24 protein-coding genes are annotated in these 22,128 nt (G+C 71.3%); 10 read left to right on the forward strand and 14 right to left on the reverse strand.

Annotation, left to right across the window (positions count from 1 at the left end; translation table 11 throughout):
- Positions 1 to 282 precede the first annotated feature (282 nt).
- Positions 283 to 924: a DNA-3-methyladenine glycosylase gene (locus ACZ7LT_RS00005; RefSeq protein ID WP_471232319.1), complete on the reverse strand. Its 642-nt coding sequence runs from the start codon at positions 922 to 924 to the stop codon at positions 283 to 285.
- 84 nt (positions 925 to 1,008) lie between these two features.
- Here ACZ7LT_RS00005 and ACZ7LT_RS00010 point away from each other — a divergent pair, with 84 nt between their 5' ends.
- From ACZ7LT_RS00010 to ACZ7LT_RS00020, 3 genes are all read left to right on the forward strand, one after another.
- On the forward strand, positions 1,009 to 1,791 hold the full coding sequence (locus ACZ7LT_RS00010) for a sporulation protein (RefSeq protein WP_471232321.1): 783 nt from the start codon (positions 1,009 to 1,011) through the stop codon (positions 1,789 to 1,791).
- 38 nt (positions 1,792 to 1,829) lie between these two features.
- The gene (locus ACZ7LT_RS00015; protein WP_471232322.1) at positions 1,830 to 2,360 is read left to right on the forward strand and encodes a YbhB/YbcL family Raf kinase inhibitor-like protein; all 531 of its coding nucleotides are present in this window, start codon (positions 1,830 to 1,832) and stop codon (positions 2,358 to 2,360) included.
- A gap of 157 nt (positions 2,361 to 2,517) precedes the next feature.
- Complete coding sequence (locus tag ACZ7LT_RS00020; RefSeq protein WP_019885194.1) at positions 2,518 to 3,033, forward strand: HNH endonuclease; 516 nt, start codon at positions 2,518 to 2,520, stop codon at positions 3,031 to 3,033.
- A gap of 78 nt (positions 3,034 to 3,111) precedes the next feature.
- Here ACZ7LT_RS00020 and ACZ7LT_RS00025 read toward each other — a convergent pair whose 3' ends face one another.
- The 4 genes from ACZ7LT_RS00025 to ACZ7LT_RS00040 form a co-directional block, all read right to left on the reverse strand.
- Positions 3,112 to 3,885: a sulfite exporter TauE/SafE family protein gene (locus ACZ7LT_RS00025; RefSeq protein ID WP_471232324.1), complete on the reverse strand. Its 774-nt coding sequence runs from the start codon at positions 3,883 to 3,885 to the stop codon at positions 3,112 to 3,114.
- Positions 3,886 to 3,992: 107 nt separating this feature from the next.
- Positions 3,993 to 4,943 (reverse strand): SPFH domain-containing protein, encoded by a 951-nt coding sequence (locus ACZ7LT_RS00030; protein ID WP_471232325.1) that lies wholly within the window; start codon positions 4,941 to 4,943, stop codon positions 3,993 to 3,995.
- A 90-nt stretch (positions 4,944 to 5,033) separates the two neighbouring features.
- Positions 5,034 to 5,462 (reverse strand): NfeD family protein, encoded by a 429-nt coding sequence (locus ACZ7LT_RS00035; RefSeq protein ID WP_471232327.1) that lies wholly within the window; start codon positions 5,460 to 5,462, stop codon positions 5,034 to 5,036.
- 82 nt (positions 5,463 to 5,544) lie between these two features.
- The gene (locus ACZ7LT_RS00040) at positions 5,545 to 6,336 is read right to left on the reverse strand and encodes an ABC transporter ATP-binding protein (protein WP_471232328.1); all 792 of its coding nucleotides are present in this window, start codon (positions 6,334 to 6,336) and stop codon (positions 5,545 to 5,547) included.
- Between the two features lie 123 nt (positions 6,337 to 6,459).
- Between ACZ7LT_RS00040 and ACZ7LT_RS00045 the strand changes: the two genes are divergently transcribed.
- Positions 6,460 to 7,254, forward strand: a complete 795-nt coding sequence (locus tag ACZ7LT_RS00045) for a hypothetical protein (protein WP_471232329.1) — start codon at positions 6,460 to 6,462, stop codon at positions 7,252 to 7,254.
- Between the two features lie 105 nt (positions 7,255 to 7,359).
- Here ACZ7LT_RS00045 and ACZ7LT_RS00050 read toward each other — a convergent pair whose 3' ends face one another.
- The 3 genes from ACZ7LT_RS00050 to ACZ7LT_RS00060 all read right to left on the reverse strand — a co-directional run bounded on the left by ACZ7LT_RS00050 (position 7,360) and on the right by ACZ7LT_RS00060 (position 9,534).
- Positions 7,360 to 7,602 (reverse strand): chaplin, encoded by a 243-nt coding sequence (locus tag ACZ7LT_RS00050; protein WP_471232330.1) that lies wholly within the window; start codon positions 7,600 to 7,602, stop codon positions 7,360 to 7,362.
- A gap of 149 nt (positions 7,603 to 7,751) precedes the next feature.
- Complete coding sequence (locus ACZ7LT_RS00055) at positions 7,752 to 8,396, reverse strand: response regulator (RefSeq protein ID WP_471232332.1); 645 nt, start codon at positions 8,394 to 8,396, stop codon at positions 7,752 to 7,754.
- A complete protein-coding gene (locus ACZ7LT_RS00060; RefSeq protein WP_471232333.1) occupies positions 8,389 to 9,534 on the reverse strand; it encodes a GAF domain-containing sensor histidine kinase in 1,146 nt (381 codons plus the stop codon). Before ACZ7LT_RS00060 ends, ACZ7LT_RS00055 begins: the two co-directional genes overlap by 8 nt.
- Positions 9,535 to 9,724: 190 nt before the next feature.
- Here ACZ7LT_RS00060 and ACZ7LT_RS00065 point away from each other — a divergent pair, with 190 nt between their 5' ends.
- The 3 genes from ACZ7LT_RS00065 to ACZ7LT_RS00075 all read left to right on the forward strand — a co-directional run bounded on the left by ACZ7LT_RS00065 (position 9,725) and on the right by ACZ7LT_RS00075 (position 12,569).
- Positions 9,725 to 10,423 (forward strand): SDR family NAD(P)-dependent oxidoreductase, encoded by a 699-nt coding sequence (locus tag ACZ7LT_RS00065; protein WP_471232335.1) that lies wholly within the window; start codon positions 9,725 to 9,727, stop codon positions 10,421 to 10,423.
- Between the two features lie 55 nt (positions 10,424 to 10,478).
- The gene (locus ACZ7LT_RS00070) at positions 10,479 to 11,564 is read left to right on the forward strand and encodes an S-adenosylmethionine:tRNA ribosyltransferase-isomerase (protein ID WP_471232336.1); all 1,086 of its coding nucleotides are present in this window, start codon (positions 10,479 to 10,481) and stop codon (positions 11,562 to 11,564) included.
- Positions 11,565 to 11,855: 291 nt separating this feature from the next.
- A complete protein-coding gene (locus ACZ7LT_RS00075; protein ID WP_471232338.1) occupies positions 11,856 to 12,569 on the forward strand; it encodes a transglycosylase SLT domain-containing protein in 714 nt (237 codons plus the stop codon).
- Between the two features lie 73 nt (positions 12,570 to 12,642).
- On the opposite strand, the gene ACZ7LT_RS00080 is transcribed toward ACZ7LT_RS00075, so the two are convergent.
- Entirely contained in the window at positions 12,643 to 15,201 is a 2,559-nt protein-coding gene (locus ACZ7LT_RS00080) for an FHA domain-containing protein (RefSeq protein ID WP_471232339.1), read from the reverse strand.
- A gap of 266 nt (positions 15,202 to 15,467) precedes the next feature.
- Between ACZ7LT_RS00080 and ACZ7LT_RS00085 the strand changes: the two genes are divergently transcribed.
- On the forward strand, positions 15,468 to 17,114 hold the full coding sequence (locus ACZ7LT_RS00085; RefSeq protein ID WP_471232340.1) for a streptophobe family protein: 1,647 nt from the start codon (positions 15,468 to 15,470) through the stop codon (positions 17,112 to 17,114).
- A 107-nt stretch (positions 17,115 to 17,221) separates the two neighbouring features.
- Positions 17,222 to 18,430: a phosphoserine phosphatase SerB gene (gene serB / locus ACZ7LT_RS00090; protein ID WP_471232342.1), complete on the forward strand. Its 1,209-nt coding sequence runs from the start codon at positions 17,222 to 17,224 to the stop codon at positions 18,428 to 18,430.
- A 97-nt stretch (positions 18,431 to 18,527) separates the two neighbouring features.
- Here the strand turns inward: serB and ACZ7LT_RS00095 are convergent, their stop codons facing one another.
- The 4 genes from ACZ7LT_RS00095 to ACZ7LT_RS00110 form a co-directional block, all read right to left on the reverse strand.
- The gene (locus tag ACZ7LT_RS00095) at positions 18,528 to 19,046 is read right to left on the reverse strand and encodes a SixA phosphatase family protein (protein WP_471232343.1); all 519 of its coding nucleotides are present in this window, start codon (positions 19,044 to 19,046) and stop codon (positions 18,528 to 18,530) included.
- 116 nt (positions 19,047 to 19,162) lie between these two features.
- Positions 19,163 to 19,378, reverse strand: a complete 216-nt coding sequence (locus tag ACZ7LT_RS00100; RefSeq protein WP_471232345.1) for a hypothetical protein — start codon at positions 19,376 to 19,378, stop codon at positions 19,163 to 19,165.
- A gap of 188 nt (positions 19,379 to 19,566) precedes the next feature.
- Entirely contained in the window at positions 19,567 to 19,683 is a 117-nt protein-coding gene (locus tag ACZ7LT_RS00105; protein WP_471232346.1) for an SGM_5486 family transporter-associated protein, read from the reverse strand.
- A 17-nt stretch (positions 19,684 to 19,700) separates the two neighbouring features.
- Positions 19,701 to 20,999 carry a CynX/NimT family MFS transporter gene (locus ACZ7LT_RS00110; RefSeq protein WP_471232348.1) on the reverse strand — a complete coding sequence of 433 codons (1,299 nt, stop codon included), beginning with the start codon at positions 20,997 to 20,999 and terminating at the stop codon, positions 19,701 to 19,703.
- An 87-nt stretch (positions 21,000 to 21,086) separates the two neighbouring features.
- On the opposite strand from ACZ7LT_RS00110, the gene ACZ7LT_RS00115 reads away from it, so the two are divergent.
- Entirely contained in the window at positions 21,087 to 21,773 is a 687-nt protein-coding gene (locus tag ACZ7LT_RS00115) for a FadR/GntR family transcriptional regulator (protein ID WP_471232350.1), read from the forward strand.
- Here the strand turns inward: ACZ7LT_RS00115 and ACZ7LT_RS00120 are convergent.
- Positions 21,745 to 22,122 carry a hypothetical protein gene (locus tag ACZ7LT_RS00120; RefSeq protein ID WP_471232352.1) on the reverse strand — a complete coding sequence of 126 codons (378 nt, stop codon included), beginning with the start codon at positions 22,120 to 22,122 and terminating at the stop codon, positions 21,745 to 21,747. The genes ACZ7LT_RS00115 and ACZ7LT_RS00120 overlap by 29 nt on opposite strands.
- Between the last annotated feature and the right edge of the window lie 6 nt (positions 22,123 to 22,128).

Genomic DNA, 22,128 nt, shown 5'->3' on the forward strand with positions numbered 1-22,128 from the left:
CCAACCTTACCAGATCCTTTTTCCGTTCCGTTCCCGGTTCGGATTTTGTTTCCGGTGGCCGTTGGGGGCCTTTTGCCTTTCGGCTGCCTTTCGGCGTGTTCACTACTTTAGCCGATTTCCCTGGCGACTCATAATCGAGTCTCCCGAATCGAATTCCGGCATGCCGAAATCCGCACCCGTTGGGGTTCGTCTTAGGTAGTGGATGGCCGCTTCCGGGGGTGCTTGAACAGCAGGGCCCGTCTCAAGCGGCTCGGGCTACGTTAGGCGGCTCGGCAGGGCGAGTCAAGTCGCCCTGCGGCGGGGAGTGTGGGCCCGGTAGGGGCTCACTGTGGGGTCGCCGTCGATCCAGTAGCGCCAGGGGTGGTGGGCGCCGTCGCCGCCCACGCCCGTCCGCGGGCCGTTGCGTACCTGGTCAGGGGTGGGCGGGGCGCCCGTAAGAACAGAGAGGAGTGCGTCGGCGCCGGCGCAGACATCCGTGCCGTCGTGGGTGCGCTCGACGGCGAGGGCGGTGGCGAGGCGGGCCGGGCCTTTGGCCAGTTCCTTGTCGTTACGGGCCGAGATTCGTCGGGGGCGGACCAGCTCCGCGCCCACCTGGATCTCCCCCGCGCGCAGCAGCACACCGCTCGCCCGGCCCTCCGGGCCGCACACCAGGTTCAGGCAGTGCCACATGCCGTAGGTGAAATAGACGTAGGCGTGGCCGGGGGGTCCGAACATCACGGCGTTGCGGGCCGTACGGCCGCGGAAGGCGTGGGAGCCCGGGTCGAGCTCGCCCGCGTAGGCCTCCACCTCGGTGATGCGGAGCTCGATCGGGCCGTCATCCGTTCTCCGTACCAGGGTGCGGCCAAGCAGGTCGGGTGCGACCTCCAGGACGGGGCGGTCGAAGAAGTCCCGGGGCAGCGGCGTACGGTCGGGGCGCTCGATCATGGCGTCCGAGGGTACTGGGGAGCGGCAGGGAACCGGTTACGGTCGTGGCGCGTATGTAGGGGTCAGGACCAAGAAGGAGTGGACATGGGCTTCAAGAAGCTGCTCGCGAGCCTGGGCGCAGGCGGCGCGTCCGTCGAGACGGTGCTCACCGAGGAGAACGTCGTTCCCGGTGGAGTCGTCCAGGGCGAGGTGCGGATCCAGGGCGGCTCGGTCGACCAGCAGATCGAGGGACTCTCGGTCGGTCTGCAGGCGCGGGTCGAGGTCGAAGGTGGGGACCAGGAGGTCAAGCAGGACATCGAGTTCACCAAGGTGCGTCTTGGCGGCGCGTTCGAGGTGAAGGCTGGGGCGGTGCATGTGGTGCCGTTCGGTCTCGAGATCCCGTGGGAGACCCCGGTCACGTGCATCGCCGGGCAGCAGCTGCACGGGATGAACATCGGTGTGACGACCGAGCTGGAGATCGCGCGCGCGGTCGACTCGGGCGACCTGGACCCGATCAACGTGCACCCGCTGCCGGCGCAGCAGGCCATCCTGGACGCCTTCCTCCAGCTGGGCTTCCGCTTCAAGAACGCCGACATGGAGCGCGGTCACATCCGGGGGACACGTCAGCGGCTGCCCTTCTACCAGGAGATCGAGTTCTTCCCGCCGCAGCAGTACCGCGGGCTGAACCAGGTCGAGGTCAGCTTTGTCGCGGACGACCGTGAGATGGACGTCGTCCTGGAGATGGACAAGAAGCCGGGGCTCTTCAGCGAGGGCAGCGACTCGTTCCGCTCGTTCAAGGTCGGTCTGAACGATTTCCAGTCGACCGACTGGGCCGCGTACCTCAACCAGTGGCTCGCCGACGTCGGCGGAAAGCGCAACTGGTTCTAGGCAGCGGATTCGAGATCGGACGAATCGGAGGTTCAGACGTGGCCGAGGCGAAGAGGGCGCCGCTCCCTCATGATTTCCACCCGCCGGTGCCGTCGTTCACGGTGGTGAGTGACGACCTCAAGCCGGGTGCTGTGCTGTCGGACGCGCAGGTGTACGCGGAGGGGAACACGTCGCCGCATCTGCGCTGGGAGGAGTTCCCCGCGGAGACGAAGAGCTTCGCCGTGACCTGCTTCGATCCGGACGCGCCCACGGGCAGCGGGTTCTGGCACTGGGTGCTGTTCGACATTCCGGCGTCGGTGACCGAGCTGCCGGCGGGTGCGGGCAGCGGGAAGTTCGAGGGCCTGCCGTCGGGTGCGGTGCATGTCCGCAACGACTACGGGTCGAAGGACTTCGGCGGCGCGGCGCCGCCCGAGGGCGAAAACCACCGTTATGTCTTCACCGTGTATGCGGTGGACAGCGAGAAGCTCGGGCCGGACGCGGATGCGTCGCCGGCTGTGGTCGGGTTCCATCTGCGGTTCCACTCGCTGGGTCGGGCACAGCTGATCGGTGAGTACGCGTCCCCGGCGTAGGGCTGACGTTCGCTTTTTGTTTGCCCGCTTCTGGTCTTGGAGAGATCAGGAGCGGGCAGTTTTTTATTGCGTTGTCCAACCCGGCCCGCCCGGCCAGAGTTGATCCAAGCCCCAGGCCCGCCACGAGGGCCGGGCCGGCACACGGGAGGTGGGCACAGTGCGGGACACGCTGGTACTGAACGCGAGCTTCGAGCCGCTGTCGACGGTGACGCTCAACCGTGCGGTGGTGCTGGTTCTGCAGGACAAGGCCGTCGTCGAGCAGGAGCATCCCGAACTGCGTGTGCGGGCCGCCGCCGTGGATCTTCCGGTGCCCAGGGTGATCAGGCTCTGCCGGTATGTCCGGGTGCCGTTTCGAAGACAGGCGCCGTGGTCGAGGCGGGGTGTGCTGGTACGGGACCAGCACCGGTGCGCGTACTGCGGCAGGCGGGCGACGACCGTGGACCATGTCGTGCCGCGGGCGCAGGGTGGTGCGGACAGCTGGCTGAACACGGTGGCGTCGTGCGCGGAGGACAACCACCGTAAGGCGGACCGTACGCCGGAGCAGGCGGGGATGCCGTTGCTGCGGGAGCCGTTCGTGCCGTCTCCGGCGGATGCGATGCTGCTGTCGCTGGCGGCCGGTGACCGGTCCGCGCTGCCGGAGTGGCTGGCGTCGGGGGCTGCCCCGGCGGCGTAGCCGGGGTCTTTGTGCTGTGCGGTGAGCCCGTCCTCGTACGAGGGCGGGCTCACCGCGTTGTGCGGGACTGGCGGGGGGCTACTTGAGAGTGAGCTGGAGGATCGCGACGATGCCGACGGCGATGATCACTCCGCGCAGTACGGCGGGCGGGAGGCGGCGGCCGACCTTGGCGCCGATCTGGCCGCCGATGGTGGAGCCGACGGCGATGAGGAGGACGGCGGTCCAGTCGAACTCGGCGACGAAGAGGAAGAAGACGGCGGCGATGCCGTTGACGACGGCGCCGAGCACGTTCTTGACGGCGTTGATGCGCTGGATGCTGTCGTGGAGGAGCAGGCCCATCAGGGAGAGATAGAGGACGCCTTGGGCGGCGCCGAAGTAGCCGCCGTACGCGCTGGCGAGGAAGAGGCCGGCGAGGAGGACGATGCCTCCGTCGGGGTGGGCCTCGGTGCCGGTGGCCTCGCGGCGGCGCTTGACGGCGGCGGCGATGCGGGGCTGGAGGAGGACGAGGACGAGCGCGAGGCCGATCAGGACGGGGACGATCGCGTCGAACGCGTCGGACGGCAGGGCGAGGAGCAGGATCGCGCCGAGGAGGCCGCCGAGGAGTGCCGTGCCTCCGAGGCGGAGGACGCGGCGGGTCTGGCCTTTCAGTTCGCGGCGGTAGCCGATGGCTCCGCTGATGGATCCGGGGACCAGCCCGAGGGCGTTGGACACGTTGGCCGTGATCGGCGGGAGACCGGTGGCGAGCAGCACGGGGAAGGTGATGAGAGTGCCTGAGCCGACGATCGTGTTGATGGTTCCAGCGCCGATTCCGGCTGCCAGCACCGCGAGAGCTTCCCAGATGGACAAAGCCATCTCCTTACACAATCAGTGAGACGCCTCCCCGCCATGGAGGTCGGGGGGCCTCACTGATCATGCACGACCGTTGTACGGCCCAGTCAACGGATCTGGGTCAACTGGGCTCAGTCGACGGGGGGTTCTTCGCGGCGCTCGGTGCCGGCCGAGGGGCTGTTGCCGCCAGTGTTGAAGCCGGGGGCTCCGCCGCCGAGGTTGCCGAAGGCACCGGAGAGGCCCTTGAGGGCGTCGCCGATCTCGCTGGGGACGATCCAGAGCTTGTTGGCGTCGCCCTCAGCGATCTTGGGGAGCATCTGGAGGTACTGGTACGAGAGCAGCTTCTGGTCCGGGTCTCCGGCGTGGATGGCCTCGAAGACCGTACGGACGGCCTGGGCTTCGCCCTCGGCGCGCAGTGCAGCGGCCTTGGCCTCACCTTCGGCGCGGAGGATGGCGGACTGCTTCTCGCCTTCGGCGGTGAGGATCTGGGACTGGCGGATGCCTTCGGCGGTGAGGATGGCGGCGCGCTTGTCGCGGTCGGCGCGCATCTGCTTCTCCATCGAGTCCTGGATGGAGGTCGGCGGCTCGATGGCCTTGAGCTCGACGCGGTTGACGCGGATGCCCCACTTGCCGGTGGCTTCGTCGAGGACGCCGCGCAGGGCCGCGTTGATCTCCTCGCGGGAGGTGAGGGTCCGCTCCAGGTCCATGCCGCCGATGATGTTGCGCAGGGTGGTGACGGTCAGCTGCTCGATGGCCTGGATGTAGCTGGCGACCTCGTACGTGGCGGCGCGGGCGTCGGTCACCTGGTAGTAGATGACGGTGTCGATGTTGACGACCAGGTTGTCCTGGGTGATCACCGGTTGGGGCGGGAAGGGGACGACCTGTTCGCGGAGGTCGATGCGGTTGCGGATGGAGTCGATGAAGGGGACGACGATGTTCAGGCCCGCGTTGAGCGTGCGGGTGTAGCGGCCGAAGCGCTCCACGATCGCGGCGCTTGCCTGCGGGATGACCTGGATCGTCTTGATCAGTGCGATGAAGACAAGCACCACCAGAATGATCAGGACGATGATGACTGATGGCATCGTGTTCCCCGAGCCCTTCGCTGCCGGATGATTACGATCATCGATTTTTCCAGATGGCGGAGGCGCGCGTGCACCGATCGGAGGGTTCGGTCACATCACGACGGCGGTGGCTCCGTCGATCTCCACGACGTCCACCTGCTGGCCCGGTTCGAAGGTCTGCTCGCCGTCGAGGGAGCGGGCGGACCAGATCTCGCCCGCGAGTTTGATGCGGCCTCCGTGGCCGTCGACCCGTTCCATGACGACGGCCTGACGGCCTTTCAGGGCATCGACGCCGGTGGCGAGGCCGGGCCGTCCGTCGCGGTGGCGGGCGGCGATGGGGCGTACGACCGCGATCAGCGCGACCGACACCGCGGCGAAGACGACGACTTGGGCGACGATGCCGAAGCCGAGCGCGGCGGTGACGGCTCCGGCGACGGCGCCGACGGAGAGCATTCCGAACTCCGGCATCGCGGTCAGGACGAGCGGGATGCCGAGTCCCACTGCGCCGATCAGCCACCAGACCCATGCGTCGATGTCCACAACGTCATGGTAGGCGGCTTGTCGGTGCGCGGACAGGGCGCGAAGCCCTCGGGGTCGGGCGCGCGGGGTCGGATGCGCCGGGTCAGGCGAGCGGGAGGCCCTGGGCGGTGTAGCGGTCGCCGACGTGCTCGACGACGAGCGGCAGGCCGAAGCAGCGCGAGAGGTTGCGGGAGGTGAGCTCGGTCTCCATGGGGCCGTTGGCGAGCACCTTGCCCTGACGGATCATCAGGACGTGGGTGAAGCCCGGCGGGATCTCCTCGACATGGTGAGTGACCATGATCATGGAGGGGGCGTACGCGTCGCGGGCGAGGCGGCCGAGGCGGCGGACGAGGTCCTCGCGGCCGCCGAGGTCGAGGCCGGCGGCGGGCTCGTCGAGGAGGAGGAGCTCGGGGTCGGTCATCATCGCGCGGGCGATGAGGGTGCGCTTGCGCTCGCCCTCGGAGAGGGTGCCGAAGTTGCGGTCCAGGTACTCGGTCATGCCGAGGCGGTCGAGGAAGGCGCGGGCGCGGTCCTCGTCGACGGCGTCGTAGTCCTCGTGCCAGGTGGCGGTCATGCCGTACGCGGCGGTGAGGACGGTCTGCAGGACCGTCTGGCGCTTGGGCAGCTTGTCGGCCATGGCGATGCCGGCCATGCCGATGCGGGGACGCAGGTCGAAGACGTCGACCTTGCCGAGCTGCTCGTCGAGGATCCGTGCGGTGCCGCTGGACGGGAAGAGATAGCTGGAGGCGATGTTGAGCAGGGTGGTCTTGCCGGCGCCGTTGGGGCCGAGGATGACCCAGCGCTCGCCTTCCTTGACCGACCAGGAGACATCGTCCACCAGAGCGCGTCCGTCGCGGACCACGGATACGTCCACCAGCTCCAGTACATCGCTCATGAGCGCGTTGTCTCCCCTTGCGGTCGAGTCGTCGTCGGTGCGCCTGTGGGCGCAGCTCCGAGGGAAAACCTACGCCACCGGTCGAGGGAGCCGGTGCGTAGGGCGGGTGCCTAGGCTGGGTCCATGCTCTCTGAACCACGCTCAGGACGGTTGGCCGCTTGGGGAAATGCCCTGTTGGCCGGATTTGTATCACCTGATGACGCGGCGACCGCGATCGTCGGTGAGGACGCGGTGCACCGGGTGGAGGGGTTGCCCGGCGAGGCGGGGCCGGTCGGGCTGACGCTGGCCCTGGGGCGGCTGCGGCGGCTGGGGATCACCGGCTACCGGGTCGCGCTGCCCGCGCCGGGGCATCCGCTGGGGCTGAGCGGACCGCCGGAGTTCAACGCGGCGGCGCTGGAGGCGGAGGAGGCGGTGGTCGGTTTCGGCGCGCCGTACGGACTGGTGCCGGAGGTGTCCGAGGCAGGGCCCGAGGGCGATGTCCATGTGGAGGTCGTCTGGCGCTGTCTGCCGGTACGGGAGGCTCCCCCGGCGGACGTGCCGTCGCTCGGTGAGGCGGAGCGGGAGCTGGCGGAGGCCCTGCGGGAGGCGACCGAGGCGCTGACGCGGCTGGATGTGGCGGGCTCGGGGCCGGTGGCGGACGCGGCGCGGGACGCGTACCGGGCGCGGGCGGAGGCTTCGGCGGGCCGTGAGGTGCTGGCGCCGGGGTATCCGGGGCGGGCGGTACGGGTCCTGGAGCTGGCCCAGCGGGTGGGGCTGCTGATCTCGCTCGCGTCCGGCCATGGTCATGGGGGCGCGGTGAGCGCCTCGGAGATGGCGGCGCGGGGGGAGGCGCTGCGGCCGGTGGAGCGGGTGGCGCGGCGGGCGCAGGTGGCGGCGTACAACGCGTGGGTGGAGGAGCGCGAGCGGGAACGCGGCTGAGCGCCCCCTTTTTTGAGGGGTCGGTTCCCCTCCGGGCGCTTTGAGCCCCGAAAACCACAACCGGCCCCCGGGGAGTGGTGGGGGCCGGTCGTGGTGGGGGGAGCGTCAGTTGTTGACGCTGGTGTTGCCGAATGCGGGGTTCAGGACGCCGACCACGTTCACGCTGTTGCCGCTGGCGTTCACCGGGACGTGGACCGGGGCCTGGACCAGGTTGCCGGAGGCGACGCCGGGCGAGTTCTTGGCCAGGCCGTCCGCCTGCGCGCCGTGGGCGGCGGCGGCGCCGGCACCAGCGGCGACGATGCCCCCGGCGACCATGGCTACGGCGGCGGCCTTCTTCAGGTTCTTCACTTCAGGTTCCTCCTGGTCATCGCCGCGGCCAATCGCCGCGGCACGCCATGAAGAACGGTCTCGCGCCCCTCGGGATACGCCAGGTGGGTGACATACACCCGACGGTATGAATCTCTGACTGGAGAGCCGTTTTCTGTATCAGCCCTTCATCAGGTCGTCAGGCCGTGTCTGACCGCCCAAAGCGCGGCCTGGGTGCGGTCGGCCAGGTCGAGCTTCATGAGGATGTTCGAGACGTGTGTCTTGACGGTCTTCTCGGAGAGGACCAGCGCCCGGGCGATCTCCCGGTTGGAGCGACCGTCGGCGATGAGGCCGAGGACTTCCCGCTCCCGTTCGGTGAGGGTGTTGCCGCGGCCCGTACCGCTCGGGGTGTCGTCCTGGGAGAGGAGCGCTCCGGCGACTTCGGGCTGGAGGAGGACGTGCCCGGCGTGGACCGAGCGGATGGCGCCGGCGAGGGCGTCGGGGTCGACGTCCTTGTAGACGTATCCGGAGGCTCCGGCTCGCAGGGCGGGGACGACGGTGCGCTGCTCGGTGAAGCTGGTGACGATGAGGACCTTGGCCGGGTTGGCCAGCTCGCGGAGTTTGCGCAGGGCTTCGATGCCGTCCATGCCGGGCATCTTGACGTCCATGAGGACGACGTCGGGGCGGAGCTCCTCGGCGCGGGCGACTCCTTCGGCGCCGTCTCCCGCTTCTCCGACGACTTCGATGTCGTCCTGGACCTCCAGGAACGTGCGCAGTCCGCGGCGGACGACCTGATGGTCGTCCACCAGCAGCACACGAATCGTCCGGTCAGCCACCGGGGACCTCCATCTCGATCGTGGTGCCCTGCCCGGGCGCCGATTGCACGGTCAGTCTGCCGCCGACGCCGCTCGCGCGATGCCGCATGGACACCAGCCCGAGGTGGCGGCCGGCCCGCCGGACGGCGCGGGGCTCGAAGCCCTCGCCGTTGTCGGTGATGCTCAGCAGGGCGCCTTGGCCGCGGCGGACGAGGCTGACGGCGACGTGGTCGGCCCGCGAGTGGCGCAGCGCGTTGTGCAGCGCCTCCTGGGCGACCCGGAGCATGGCCTCCTCCTGGGCGGCGGGCAGGGCCCGTATGCCCTGGCTGTCGAAGGTGACGCGGGCGGTGTGGGCGCGGTCCAGGACCTGGATGTGGGTGCGGAGCGTGGCGACGAGGCCGTCTTCGTCGAGGGCGGCGGGGCGCAGCTCGACGACGGCGGCGCGCAGTTCGTCGGCGGCTTCGGCGGCGAGCTGGGTGACCTGCTGGAGCTCGCCCTTGGCGCGGGCGGGGTCGCGGTCGATCAGGGCGGCGGCGGCCTGGGCAGTGAGGCGCAGCGAGAAGAGTTTCTGGCTGACGGCGTCGTGGAGCTCATGGGCGAGGCGTGAGCGTTCCTCGGCGATGGTGAGCTCGCGGCTGCGTTCGTAGAGCCGGGCGTTGGTGAGCGCGATGGCGGCGTGCTGGGCGAGGATGCCGAGGAGTTCCTCGTCCTGCTCGGTGAAACCGCAGCCGCCTTCGGGCTTGGGACACCTTTTGTTGGCGAGGAAGAGCGCGCCGATGATCTCGTCGCCGTCGCGGACGGGCAGGCCGAGGAAGTCGGACATGTCGGGGTGGGCGTCGGGCCAGCCCTCGAAGCGGGGGTCCTCGCGGACGTCGGCGAGGCGCTCGGGCCGGGCGTCGTGGAGCATCGCGGCGAGGATGCCGTGCTGCCTGGGGAGCGGGCCGATGGCCTTCCACTGCTCGTCGCTGACGCCGTCGACGACGAACTGGGCGAAGCCGCCGTGGTCGTCCGGGACGCCGAGCGCGGCGTACTCGGCGTCGAGCAGCTCGCGGGCGGAGGCGACGATCGTCTTGAGGACGTCGCGCACCTCCAGATGCCTGCTCATCGCCAGCAGCGCGGTGCTCACGGCGGCCAGGCCGGAGCGGGGTCGATGGCTCATATGTTCACCGTACCGGCGGGGTGTGACAGTCCGTATCCGACCGGGGACGGCCGTGGTGTGGGGCCGTAGGCCTAGGTCGAAGGGGGGTGGCGGACCGGGTCCGGTGGACGAGGCGGCCGGGCGGGGCGGGGTCACACGCTGGGTTCCATCGACGTACGAGACGTACGAGACGTACGAGGGGATGGAAGCCATGCCAGTCGCGATCATCACGGGGGCTTCGAAGGGTCTGGGCCGGGCGCTCGCCGCGGCACTGGCGGGGCGCGGGTGGGATCTCGTGGTGGACGCCCGGTCGGCCGGGGTGCTGGAGGAGAGCGCCGAGCGGGTGCGGGGCCTGGGCACGCGCGTGGTGGCGGTGCCGGGGGATGTACGGGACCCGGCGCACCGGCGGGCGCTGGTGGCCGCGGCGCGTGAGCTGGGGGGTCTGGACCTGCTGGTGAGCAACGCCAGCGCGCTGGGTGCCGAGCCGCTGGTGCGGCTGGACGCGCTGCCACTGGAGGGGCTGCGGGTGGCGCTGGAGACCAATGTGGTGGCCGCGCTGGGGCTGGTGCAGGAGTCGCTGGAGCTGTTGCGGGCGGGCGATGCCGGGGCGGTGATCGTGGTGAGTTCGGACGCGGCGGCGGAGGCGTACGAGACGTGGGGTGGTTACGGGGCGTCGAAGGCGGCGCTGGACCATCTGGCGGCGGTGCTCGCGGTGGAGGAGCCCCGGCTGCGGGTATGGGCGGTGGACCCGGGCGACATGGGGACGGATCTGTACGCGGCGGCGGTCCCGGACGACGACGCGCCCCGGCCGAGCCCGGAGTCGGTGGCGCCGGCGTTCGTGCGTCTGGTGGAGGAGCGGCCGCCGAGCGGGCGGTATGCGGCGCCGTCGCTGGTCGGGGCGGGGCGATGAGGGCGGCCGGGGCGGCTTGCGGCCCGCGGGGCCTGCCCGGGCGGGAGGCGGGGCGGTGAGTGTGCTGGAGACGCTGAGCGTGCCGGAGGGGCTCTCCGCGCGCGTGCCCGCCGAGGAGCGCGGGGCGGGGAGGGACGACGTGCGGCTCCTGGTGTCGCGTGGGACGGCCGTGAGTCACCATGCGTTCCGGGAGCTGCCGGGGCTGCTGCGGGCCGGGGATGTGCTCGTGGTGAATACGTCGGCGACCTTGCCGGCCGCCGTGACCGGCCGGCTGGGCGGGGACGGTGCGTGCCGGGGGCACACGGTGGTGGTGCACTTCTCGACGCGCGGGGAGGACGGCCGGTGGGCGGTGGAGCTGCGTGAGCCCGACGGACGGGGCAGCACCCGGCCCCGGCCGGGAGGCCCCGTGGGGGCGGCGGTACGGCTGCCGGGCGGGGCCCGCCTCGTGCTGGAGGGGCCTGTGGCGCCCGGCGGGGCGCGGCTGTGGTGGGCCCGGGTCCAGGGGGACGTACCGGCGCTGCTGACGCGGTACGGGCGCCCGATCCGGTACGCGTACACCGACCGGGACCAGCCGCTGGCCGCGTACCAGACGGTCTTCGCACTCCCCCGCCCCGACGGCGCGGGGTCGGCGGAGATGCCGAGCGCGGGGCGGCCGTTCACGGCGGGGATGGTGGCGGAGCTGGTGAGCCGGGGGGTGGGGTTCGCGCCGCTGACGCTGCATACGGGGGTGGCGTCGGCGGAGGCGCACGAGCCGCCGTATCCGGAGCGGTTCGAAGTGCCGGGGTCGACGGCGCGGCTGGTGAACGCCGCGAGGGCCGGTGGGGGGCGGATCGTCGCGGTGGGGACGACGGCGGTACGGGCGCTGGAGTCGGCGGCGGGGGCCGACGGGGTGGTGCGGGCCGCGTCGGGGTGGACGGATCTGGTGGTGACGCCGGGCCGTGGGGTGCGGGTGGTGGACGGGTTGCTGACCGGGCTGCACGAGCCGCGGGCCTCGCATCTGCTGATGCTGGAGGCGCTGGCCGGGCCCCAGGCGCTGGCCCGGGCGTACACCGAGGCGCTGGGTCGGCTCTACCTCTGGCATGAGTTCGGGGACGTCCATCTCATCCTGCCGAATGAGGAGCCTTACATTCCGCATTGCTGACGCAACGGATGGTGAGGTTGCCATGGGGCCGATGTGAGCCCGCACATAGGACGCACATCACTTACGAAGCTCCCTAGTGGACACCTAAAGGACAAATGAAGGCCGGGTGGGCGGGTCCGCCACCGGTCCGGAGCGGCCCGCGGGCGCCCCCTGATCCACTACCGGGGATCGTACGTCACACCTTTGCCACGGGTTTTTGCTGCCGCTAAGAATTGCGTCCGTCGCCGCCGAGAAGGCGTAGCGCCGCCCCCGGCCTGAGCGACTCCCGCGATTTCGAAGAGGTAGTCCCGCATGTCCGCGTCCACTCCTGGTCACAGTCGTCTGAAGAAGGCCCACAAGGTCTCGATCGCCGCCGTCGCCGCCGCCGGTGCCGCCGCCGTCTCCTTGTCCCTCATCCCCAGCAACGCCTCGGCGGGCACCGAGACCCAGGCACTCGCCTCCACCCAGGTGGCGTGGGCGTCGAACACCGGCACCGCGCAGAACGCCGTCACCGAGAGCCTGACCCTGCAGCAGGACGCCGTCAGCCGCATGGCCCGCGCCGAGGCCGCCGCCAAGGTGAAGGCCGCCGCGAAGGCGAAGGCGGACGCCAAGGCGAAGGCCGTGGCCAAGGCGAAGGCCGACGCCAAGAAGCGCGCCGCCGCCAAGGCCGCCGCGAGCCGCGCCGCCGTGCGCAAGCCGGTGTACCCGAACAACCTCGACGGCTGGATCCGCGAGGCGCTCGACATCATGAAGAAGCACAAGATCCCGGGCAGCTACGAGGGCATCCACCGCAACATCATGCGGGAGTCCAGCGGTAACCCGAACGCGATCAACAACTGGGACATCAACGCCCAGAACGGTGTCCCCTCGATCGGTCTGCTCCAGGTCATCAAGCCGACCTTCGACGCCTACCACGTCCCCGGCACCAAGAAGAGCCAGTACGACCCGGTCGCCAACATCGTCGCCGCCTGCAACTACGCGGCCGACCGCTACGGCTCCATGGACAACGTGAACAGCGCCTACTGAGCCTGCCACAGCAACGCCGAAGGGCGGCACCCCGCACGGGGTGCCGCCCTTCGGCGTCGTACGCGCTACCGCGTCACTTGCGCATGACCTCGGGCTCGTGGCGGCGCAGCAGACGCGCCACCGCGAAGCCGCAGGCGATACCGATCAGCAGCAGGATCGACACGTTGATCCCCCACTGTCCGGCCGAGTGCTCCCACAGCGGGTCGAGGTTGGTCGGGTCCTTCGGGTCCCACGGCGGCATGAGGTGGGCGAGGTCCAGGGTGGAACCCGCGCCGGCGATGGCCCAGCGGGACGGCATCAGCCAGGCGAACTGCTCCAGGCCTGGCGATCCGTAGACCTGGAAGAGGATGCCGGTGAAGACGACCTGGACGATCGCGAACATGACGAGCAGCGGCATGGTCTTCTCGGCGGTCTTCACCAGCGAGGAGATGACCAGGCCGAACATCATCGAGGTGAAGCCCAGCGCGATGATCACCACGCACAGCTCGACGGCCGGCGGCATGATCAGGCCCTCGGCGGGCAGGTCGCGGGTGGCGAAGCCGATCGCGCAGATGATCACGCCCTGGATGGCCGTGATGACACCGAGGACGATCACCTTGGACATCAGGTACGCCGAGCGGGACAGGCCGGTGGCCCGCTCCCGTTCGTAGATGACCCGTTCCTTGATCAGCTCTCGTACGGAGTTCGCGGCGCCCGAGAAGCACATGCCGACCGCGAGGATCAGCATGATCGTGCCGGCGTCGCCGTTGAAGCGGGAGGGCGGCGTCGGCTTGCCGAGGCCGAAGTCGGCGGGGATGACCACCGAGACCAGTCCGAGGACGGCCGGCAGGATCACCATCAGACCCATGAAGCCCTTGTCGGACGCGATGACCGAGGTGTAGCGGCGGATCAGGGTCCAGAGCTGGGAGCCCCAGCCCTGCGGCTTGGGCGGGCGGGCCATCGCCTGCTGCGGCATCTGCACCGGCTGCGCCGCGACGGCGTCGATGTCCGCGGCGTACATCTGGTAGTGCTGCGAGCCCTTCCAGCGGCCGGCCCAGTCGTAGTCGCGGTAGTTCTCGAAGGCGGAGAAGACATCGGCCCAGGTGCTGTAGCCGAAGAAGTTGAGCGCCTCCTCCGGGGGACCGAAGTACGCCACCGAACCGCCGGGCGCCATGACCAGGAGCTTGTCGCACAGGCCCAGCTCGGCCACCGAGTGCGTCACCACGAGGACCGTACGGCCGTCGTCGGCGAGGCCGCGCAGCAGCTGCATGACATCGCGGTCCATGCCCGGGTCGAGGCCCGAGGTGGGCTCGTCCAGGAAGATCAGCGACGGCTTGGTGAGCAGCTCCAGGGCGACCGAGACGCGCTTGCGCTGGCCGCCGGAGAGGGAGGTGACCTTCTTCTCGCGGTGGATGTCGAGCTTCAGCTCGCGCAGCACCTCGTCGATCCGGGCCTCACGCTCGGCGGGTGCGGTGTCGCCGGGGAAGCGGAGCTTGGCGGCGTACCGCAGCGCCTTCTGGACGGTCAGCTCCTTGTGCAGGATGTCGTCCTGCGGGACCAGACCGATGCGCTGGCGCAGCTCGGCGAACTGCTTGTAGAGGCTTCGGTTGTCGTAGAGGACGTCACCCTGGTCGGCGGGCCGGTAGCCGGTGAGCGCCTTGAGGAGGGTGGACTTGCCGGAGCCGGACGGGCCGATGACGCCGATCAGCGACTTCTCCGGGACGCCGAAGGAGACGTCCTTGAGGATCTGCTTGCCGCCGTCGACGGTGACGGTGAGGTGGCGGGCCGAGAAGGAGACCTCGCCGGTGTCGACGAACTCCTCGAGCTGGCCGCCGACGATCCGGAAGGTCGAGTGGCCGACGCCGACGATGTCGTTCGGGCCGATGAGGACGGAGCCGCCCTTGGCGATCGGCTGACCGTTGACGTACGTGCCGTTGTGCGAGCCGAGGTCGCGGATCTCGAAGCGGCCGTCCGGCGTCGCGTGGAACTCGGCGTGGTGGCGCGAGACCTGGAGGTCGGAGACGACCAGCTCGTTCTCCAGCGCACGACCGATGCGCATGACCCGGCCGAGGGCCAGCTGGTGGAAGGTCGTGGGGCTGCGGTCGCCGTAGACCGGCGGGGCCCCCGCGACACCGCCGGCGCCCGGGGTCGGGCCGGGCTGCCCGGCCGGCCCCTGCTGCTGGTGCGGAACGTGGGCCTGCGGCTTCTGCTGCCAGCCCTGCTGGGGCTGTGCGGCGTGCGGCTGCGCGGCCTGGTGCGGGGCGGGCTGCTGCCAGCCCTGCTGCTGCGGCTGCTGCTGGACCGGGGCCTGCTGGGCCTGGCCCTGCGGGGCGGCGTAGGCGCCCGCGGGCGCGCCGGCGAGATTCAGCCGCGGCCCGTCGGTGGCGTTGCCGAGGTGCACGGCGGAGCCGGGGCCGATCTCCATCTGGTGGATCCGCTGGCCCTGGACGAACGTGCCGTTGGTGGAGCCGTGGTCCTCGATGACCCAACTGCGGCCGCCCCAGCTGATGGTGGCGTGTCGCCACGAAACCCTGGCGTCCTCGATCACCAGGTCGCCCTGCGGATCACGTCCGAGGGTGTATGACCTGGACGGATCGAGAGTCCAGGTCCTTCCGTTCAATTCCAGTACGAGTTCTGGCACTCCATGCCCCACTACTTGTCCCCCGAGTTACCCCCGTCGCAGGGAGTCTAGGGATGGCGAACATCGTGGGGAACTATTTCAGGCCCGGTCCGGAAACCGAAAGTCGGGCGGTGTGAAGACCCCGCAGAGGCGTGTGCGGGCAGCGTCAGAAGCCCTGCGCGGAGGGCCCGTTGACGGGGCAGAAATACGCCCGGAGAGTGGTAAGAGCCCATCAGTGCGTACGGATCATGAGCGACCGCCGCAACATGGGACAACTCTGTACGGATCGGGGGGTCCTGATGGAGGGGAACGCCGGGAACGCGCGAGTCCCGTGGGGTGATGTGATCCTGGCCTCGATCGCGGCGGTGAGCTGGGCACTGGTGGGGATGGGCGGCGTCGCGGCGCTCGCGCTGCGGCTCGTCGGGGCCGATACGGCGGGCGGGCTGGGACCGATGACGGCGGCCGTGGTGGTGCTGGCGGTGGGCGGTTCGGTCACGCCGTCGGGCGATGTGTCCGCCTTCGGGCTGGAAGGCGCGGCGGCCGAGACGGCCGTCGAGATCACTCCACTCGGGGTCGCCGTCGTGGGGGCACTGCTCCTGGCGTACTTCTTCCTGCGCTCGTTGCGGGGGGCGGGGTGGTACGTCACGGGGGCGGAACTCACGGCGCGCGTCGGCGCGTTGGTGGCACTCTTCCTCGCCGTCGTGAGCGGGCTCGCCTGGGCGGGGCACGATGTCGTCACCTTCGACGGGGCGGCGCTCGGGCTCGACCTGCCCGGCGGGGAGGGTCTGGAGGTGCCGGGGCTCGGGGACGTCGGGGGGCTGCTCCCGGACCGGCTCGGGGATCTGGTGGAGGCGAAGGCGTCGGTGGGGTTCGCGGTGGAGCCGGGCCTGTCGCTGGTGGGTGCGCTGGTCTGGGTGCTCGTGGTGGTGGCCCTCGCGCTGCTCGCGTCGCGCCGGGCGCCGCTGCCGCCGGGGCGGGCCTTTGACGCGGTCCACCGGATCGTCCGGCCCGCGGTGTCGGCGCTGGTGACGGTGGTGCTGGTGGCGGTGGCCGCCGGGTACGCCGCCGCGGGCTACGCGGCCGCCACCGACGCCTCCCCGGGCCGGATCGCCGGGGTGGCGCTGCTCGGCGCGCCGAACGGGGTGGGGCTCGGGGTGCCGCTCGGGCTCTTCGTGCCCTGGCGGGGGCGGGCCTCGGGCGACCTGGCCGCCGTCCTGCCCGATCCGGTGGACGAGCTGCTCCGGGTCTCCACCGACGAAGGCGTCACCCTCGCCCGGCTCGCCGAGCTGGACCGCGGGGTGTGGCTGCTGCCGGTGGCCGTCGCGCTGATGATGCTCTGCGCGGGCGTGCTCGCGGCGGTCCGTACGCCTCGCGCGGGGCTGGGCCCGGCGGCGTTCGCCGGGCGGTGCGCGGTCCGGCTCGGTGGAGTGACGGCGGTGGCCCTGCCGCTGATCGTGGCGGTGTCGGGGGTGTCGGCGGGGGCGTCGCTCTCGGTGCTCGGTGTCGACGCGTTCGAGGCGGGGATCGAGCTGCGCGGCGACCTGGGGGTGGCGCTGCTGCTCGGCGCGGTGTGGGGGGCGGGTGCGGGGGCTGCCGGAGCGCTGCTCACGTATGCGGCGGGGGCGGCCGGGGCCCGGGCGGTGCTGCCGCCGGTTCCCCGGCCGGTGGGCGACCTGGTGGCGCCCGTGGCGGGGCCGTACCGCCTTACGGAGCCGTACCGGCCCGCGGGTGAGCGCAACCCGTATCTGGACCCGCCGCCCGGCCCTGGCCCGGCGGGCGGGCTGCACGGGGCGGAGACGGTGGCGGGGCCCCTGCGACCCTTGCGCCCTCCACGGCCACCGGGCCCGGTGGGCGGCGAGGGCCGACGACGGTCCAGGCCTCCGGACTCACCTGAGGAGCCGCCCACGGGCCCACCACCCCCGGGGACGCCGCGCGGATTCCGGTGACGGGCCGCGCGACGGGCCGGGTCCGGCGGCGGCGGGCGCCGTACAGGTGTCCGGTACGCGGGACGGGGGGTCTGGTGGCACGCAGTGCCCGATACGGTGGGAACACCATGAGCGCATCGCAGACCTCAGACGTTCCCACGCTTCTCGTCAAGATCTTCGGGAAGGACCGTCCCGGGATCACCGCCGGTCTCTTCGACACCCTCGCCGCCTACTCGGTCGACGTGGTCGACATCGAGCAGGTCGTCACCCGGGGCCGCATCGTCCTGTGCGCGCTCGTCTCGGAGCCGACCGTGAGCTCCGAGGGCGAGCTGCGGGCCACCGTGCACAGCTGGGCCGAGTCGATGAAGCTGCAGGCCGAGATCATCTCCGGCACCGGCGACAACCGTCCGCGCGGCAGCGGCCGCTCCCACGTCACGGTGCTGGGGCACCCGCTGACCGCGGAGTCCACAGCGGCCATAGCGGCCACCATCACCGCGGCCGGCGGCAACATCGACCGTATCTTCCGGCTCGCGAAGTACCCCGTGACCGCCGTCGAGTTCGCGGTGTCCGGGGCGGAGACCGGGCCGCTGCGCACCGCGCTGGTCACCGAGGCCGCCGGGATCGGGGTCGATGTGGCCGTGGTGTCGGCGGGGCTGCACCGGCGGGCGCAGCGGCTGGTGGTGATGGACGTGGACTCGACGCTGATCCAGGACGAGGTCATCGAGCTGTTCGCGGCGCACGCCGGCTGTGAGGACAAGGTGGCCGAGGTGACGGCCGCCGCGATGCGCGGGGAGCTGGACTTCGAGCAGTCCCTGCACGCGCGTGTGGCGCTGCTCGAAGGGCTCGACGCGTCGGTGGTGGACAAGGTCCGCTCCGAGGTACGGCTCACGCCCGGCGCCCGCACCCTGATCCGTACGCTCAAGCGGCTCGGCTACCAGGTCGGTGTCGTCTCGGGCGGATTCACCCAGGTCACCGATGACCTGCAGGAGCGCCTCGGGCTGGACTTCGCCTCCGCCAACACGCTGGAGATCGTGGACGGCAAGCTGACCGGCCGGGTCACCGGGGAGATCGTGGACCGGGCCGGCAAGGCCCGGCTGCTGCGCCGCTTCGCCGCCGAGGCCGGGGTGCCGCTGTCGCAGACAGTCGCGATCGGCGACGGCGCCAACGACCTGGACATGCTGAACGCGGCGGGTCTCGGTGTGGCCTTCAACGCCAAGCCGGTGGTCCGCCGGGCCGCGGACACGGCCGTCAACGTGCCGTTCCTGGACACCGTCCTCTACCTGCTGGGCATCACCCGCGAAGAGGTCGAGGCGGCCGACGACACCGTCCAGGCCTGAGCACCGCCGAGGCGCGTAGGGGCAGAGTGAGGCCCGGACACCGCTGGGGTGTCCGGGCCCTGGTCGTGTCGCGGCCGCGCGTCGGCCCGTACGGGAATCAGGCGTGCGGTGCCCAGAAGTCGACCAGCTTGCCGACCCCGAGCTCGACGCTCTTCCACGAGCCGTTGAAGGTGAGCGTGGCGAAGGCGGAGGTCGGGAAGCCGCTGCGGTTCATCCGGGCCAGGACGTCGCCCTCGGCCTCCCCCGCGAGGGCGTCGGCGAGCCCGTGCATCCCGGGGTTGTGGCCGATCAGCACAAGGTCGGAGACGTCGTCCGGGATCTCGTTCAGCAGAGCGATCAGCTCGCCGATCGAGGCCTCGTACATCCGCTCCTCGTAGACCGTCCGGGGCCGCTCCGGGAGCTCGTGCACGACCAGCTTCCATGTCTCGCGGGTGCGGGTCGCCGTCGAGCAGAGGGCCAGGTCGAAGGTGAGACCGGCGTCGGCGAGCCGTCGGCCGGTGACGGGGGCGTCATGGCGGCCGCGGTCGGCGAGCGGTCGCTCATGGTCGGAGTCCTGGCTCCACTCAGCCTTCGCATGCCGAAGGAGCACGATCCTGCGGGGTGTATCGGCGCTCATGCACCCCAGCTTCGCATGAAACGGCCCGGCGGGCGCAGGGTGTTGAGGCGCTCCCCTGCACGGGTGAGCGCGTGGGCGCGGGGGTGTGCGTGCGGGGGGCGCGCCGGTCCCGGGGGTCAGCGGGAGAGGGTCAGCTGGAGGTGGTCGAGGAAGCGGCCGAGGACCGGGTCGGCGCCCGCGGCGTGCGCCTCGCCGGAGCCGGCCATCAGCAGGAGCAGGACGGCGAAGGCGGCCATGGGGAGGGCCAGCGCCCACCACGGCAGCCGGGTGTCGACGCCGCCGGTGGTGGCACGGGGCAGGGGCTGGGGCCGGGTGTGCGTACGGGCCGACATGGCCGCCTCCGTGGGTGTCCGTGAGCCGCCGGGGTGCGATGACTCCAACGTACGGATCTTGGGTCCCCGGTCCCATCCGGTGACCCACCCACTTCACCCTGACACGCGCCCCCTAGGGGATGGGGGGACAGCCCCACCCCGTACCGGGGCAGTCGGGACATCGGCGGCACGGCGGGCCGCCGCGGGGGTCAGGGTGAGGCGATCGAGGCGATGATCGCGATGAGGACGGTGATGCCCAGCATCGCGCCGAGCACGAGCAGGAGCTTCTTCTGGCCGTTCTGGGGGTTCGGGTCGAGCACAGGCATGGAGCCAGTCTCGCACCTCAGCACTCGTCCTCGATCGTCCGGTCCCGTCCGGCGAGGGTGCCGACCACCATCTGCGGCAGCATCAGGCCCGCCATCAGCGCGAGCGGCAGGCCCCAGCCGCCGCTGTGCTGGTAGAGGACGCCGACGAGGAGGGGGCCCGGGATGGAGATCAGATAGCCGACGCTCTGGGCGAAGGCGGAGAGCCGGACCACGCCGGCGCCGGTGCGCGAGCGCATGCCGATCATGGTGAGGGCGAGCGGGAAGGCGCAGTTGGAGACGCCGAGGAGCACGGCCCAGGCCCAGGCGCCGCCCGCGGGGGCGAGGTAGAGGCCGGAGTATCCGGTCAGTCCGCACAGGGCCAGGGCGACGGCGATGGGGCCCTGGTTCTTCATCCGGGTGGCGAGCCGGGGGATGACGAAGGCGAGCGGGACGCCCATCACCATCGTCACGGCGAGCAGCACTCCGGCGGTGGAGGCGGAGACCCCGGCGTCGCGGAAGATCTGCGGCATCCAGCCCATGGTGATGTAGGCGCCGGTGGCCTGGAGGCCGAAGAAGCAGCCGAGCGCCCAGGCCGTGCGGCTGCGGGTGATCCGCGGCGGGCGGGCGTCCTGGGCCGGGGCGTCGGGCCGGGCGGGTCCGGCGGCGGGGGCCGCGGCGGCCGAGCGGTCGCGGATCAGCGGGATCCAGGGCAGGACGGCGAGGGCGGCGAGGATGGCCCAGACCCCGAGGCCGGTGCGCCAGGAGCCGCCGAGGGCCTCGGTCATGGGGACGGTGGCGGCGGCCGCGACGGAGGTGCCGAGGGCCAGGGCCATGGAGTAGAGCCCGGTCATGGAGCCGACGCGGTCGGGGAAGTACCGCTTGACGATGACCGGCATCAGGACGTTGCTGACGGCGATGCCCATGAGGGCGAGCGCGCTGGCGGCGAGGAAGCCGGCCGTGCCGGTGGCGAACGGGCGGATCACGAGGCCGGCGAAGACGGCCGCCATGCCGGCGCAGACGATCGCGGCGGGGCCGAAGCGGCGGGCGAGGCGGGGGGCCATGATGCCGAAGACGGCGAAGCAGAGCGGTGGTACGGAGGTGAGGACACCGGCGACGCTGCCGCTCATGTGGAGTCCGTCGCGGACCTCTTCGAGGAGGGCGCCGAGGCTGGTGATGGCCGGGCGGAGGTTGAGGGCCGCGAGGACGAGTCCGACGACGACGAGCCGGGTGAGCCATACGGCGGGGGTCACCGCGGGAGAATCGTTGGTGGTGCGGGCGGTGCTCGCCGTGGGCGTCGCCTTGTGGGCGGGGCTCAGGGTCTGGATCTCGTCGGGCATGGAGTCATCATAGAATCATGGGATGATTGGTTGTCCAATCCTGAACCGTACCGTTCACGCCCTGTTCACGCCCGCTGAAGGAGCACCATGGCGCTCACCTCTCCCCGGCGTTCCGCACTCAGCGATCAGGTGATCGCCGAGCTGCGCAACCAGATCACTTCGGGCGAGTGGCCGGTCGGCTCCCGCATCCCCACCGAGCCCGAGCTCGTCGAACAGCTTGGGGTCGCCCGCAACACGGTCCGTGAGGCCGTACGCGCCCTGGCGCACAACGGCCTGCTGGACATCCGGCAGGGCTCGGGCACCTACGTCCTGGCCACCAGCGAGCTGGCAGGGGTGATGCACCGGCGGTTCGCCGGGGCCGACCCCCGGCACATCGCCGAGCTGCGCTCCACCATGGAGTCGTCGGCCGCCCGGCTGGCCGCCCAGCGCCGCACCGAGCGGGACCTCAAGCAGCTGGACAGCCTGCTGGCCCGGCGTGAGGAGGCCTGGGAGACGGGGGACGCCGAGCACTTTGTGACGGCCGACGCCAGCTTCCACCTGGCCGTGGTGGCCGCCTCGCACAACGAGGTGCTGGCCGGGCTCTACGCCGACCTCGGGGATCTGCTGCGGGACTGGCTGCGCGACGACGTCGGCCAGGAGCTGCGGCCGGAGAACCACATGGACCACGGGCGCCTGGTGGAGGCGATCCGGAACGGGGACGCGGACGCGGCGGCCTCGGAGGCGGCCGGCTATCCCTTCATGTGCCTCAGGAGCCCGGCTGCGGAAGGTGCGTGATCCAGGCCGCCCGGACCTCTTTCCAGCAGCGCTGGGTCAGCTGGACGTGATCGGCGGGGACGACGTCGACGGGCACGCTGTCGGTGTCGACATCCCACCAGCGCTCGCACTCCACGTGCAGGCGGACGCGGTCGGTGCGGGGGAAGGGGTTGTGGCAGCTGGCGGTGACCCGCGAGCCCTCGACCGTGGTGATGCAGGAGGCGGCGTACTCGTCCGGGGACGGAGCTTGAGGGGCCGCCGCCGGTGCGGTGGCGGGGGCCGCCGCGCTCACCTCCGCGGCGCCGGTGAAACCGGTGAGAAGGGCGAGGGCCGAGGCGAGGACGGCCGCCCTGCGGGGCATCGCGTGCACGCCCGT

It is taken from the genome of Streptomyces sp. NPDC039465 (assembly GCF_055639315.1).

What these genes read in the sequence shown, in the direction of transcription:
- ACZ7LT_RS00005 (WP_471232319.1), bottom strand. Translation starts at nt 924, where the DNA reads ATGATCGAGCGCCCCGACCGTACGCCGCTGCCCCGGGACTTCTTCGAC.
- ACZ7LT_RS00010 (WP_471232321.1), top strand. Translation starts at nt 1,009, where the DNA reads ATGGGCTTCAAGAAGCTGCTCGCGAGCCTGGGCGCAGGCGGCGCGTCC.
- ACZ7LT_RS00025 (WP_471232324.1), bottom strand. Translation starts at nt 3,885, where the DNA reads ATGGCTTTGTCCATCTGGGAAGCTCTCGCGGTGCTGGCAGCCGGAATC.
- ACZ7LT_RS00030 (WP_471232325.1), bottom strand. Translation starts at nt 4,943, where the DNA reads ATGCCATCAGTCATCATCGTCCTGATCATTCTGGTGGTGCTTGTCTTC.
- ACZ7LT_RS00040 (WP_471232328.1), bottom strand. Translation starts at nt 6,336, where the DNA reads ATGAGCGATGTACTGGAGCTGGTGGACGTATCCGTGGTCCGCGACGGA.
- ACZ7LT_RS00045 (WP_471232329.1), top strand. Translation starts at nt 6,460, where the DNA reads ATGCTCTCTGAACCACGCTCAGGACGGTTGGCCGCTTGGGGAAATGCC.
- ACZ7LT_RS00060 (WP_471232333.1), bottom strand. Translation starts at nt 9,534, where the DNA reads ATGAGCCATCGACCCCGCTCCGGCCTGGCCGCCGTGAGCACCGCGCTG.
- ACZ7LT_RS00065 (WP_471232335.1), top strand. Translation starts at nt 9,725, where the DNA reads ATGCCAGTCGCGATCATCACGGGGGCTTCGAAGGGTCTGGGCCGGGCG.
- ACZ7LT_RS00075 (WP_471232338.1), top strand. Translation starts at nt 11,856, where the DNA reads ATGTCCGCGTCCACTCCTGGTCACAGTCGTCTGAAGAAGGCCCACAAG.
- ACZ7LT_RS00085 (WP_471232340.1), top strand. Translation starts at nt 15,468, where the DNA reads ATGGAGGGGAACGCCGGGAACGCGCGAGTCCCGTGGGGTGATGTGATC.
- serB (WP_471232342.1), top strand. Translation starts at nt 17,222, where the DNA reads ATGAGCGCATCGCAGACCTCAGACGTTCCCACGCTTCTCGTCAAGATC.
- ACZ7LT_RS00095 (WP_471232343.1), bottom strand. Translation starts at nt 19,046, where the DNA reads ATGAGCGCCGATACACCCCGCAGGATCGTGCTCCTTCGGCATGCGAAG.
- ACZ7LT_RS00100 (WP_471232345.1), bottom strand. Translation starts at nt 19,378, where the DNA reads ATGTCGGCCCGTACGCACACCCGGCCCCAGCCCCTGCCCCGTGCCACC.
- ACZ7LT_RS00105 (WP_471232346.1), bottom strand. Translation starts at nt 19,683, where the DNA reads ATGCCTGTGCTCGACCCGAACCCCCAGAACGGCCAGAAGAAGCTCCTG.
- ACZ7LT_RS00110 (WP_471232348.1), bottom strand. Translation starts at nt 20,999, where the DNA reads ATGCCCGACGAGATCCAGACCCTGAGCCCCGCCCACAAGGCGACGCCC.
- ACZ7LT_RS00115 (WP_471232350.1), top strand. Translation starts at nt 21,087, where the DNA reads ATGGCGCTCACCTCTCCCCGGCGTTCCGCACTCAGCGATCAGGTGATC.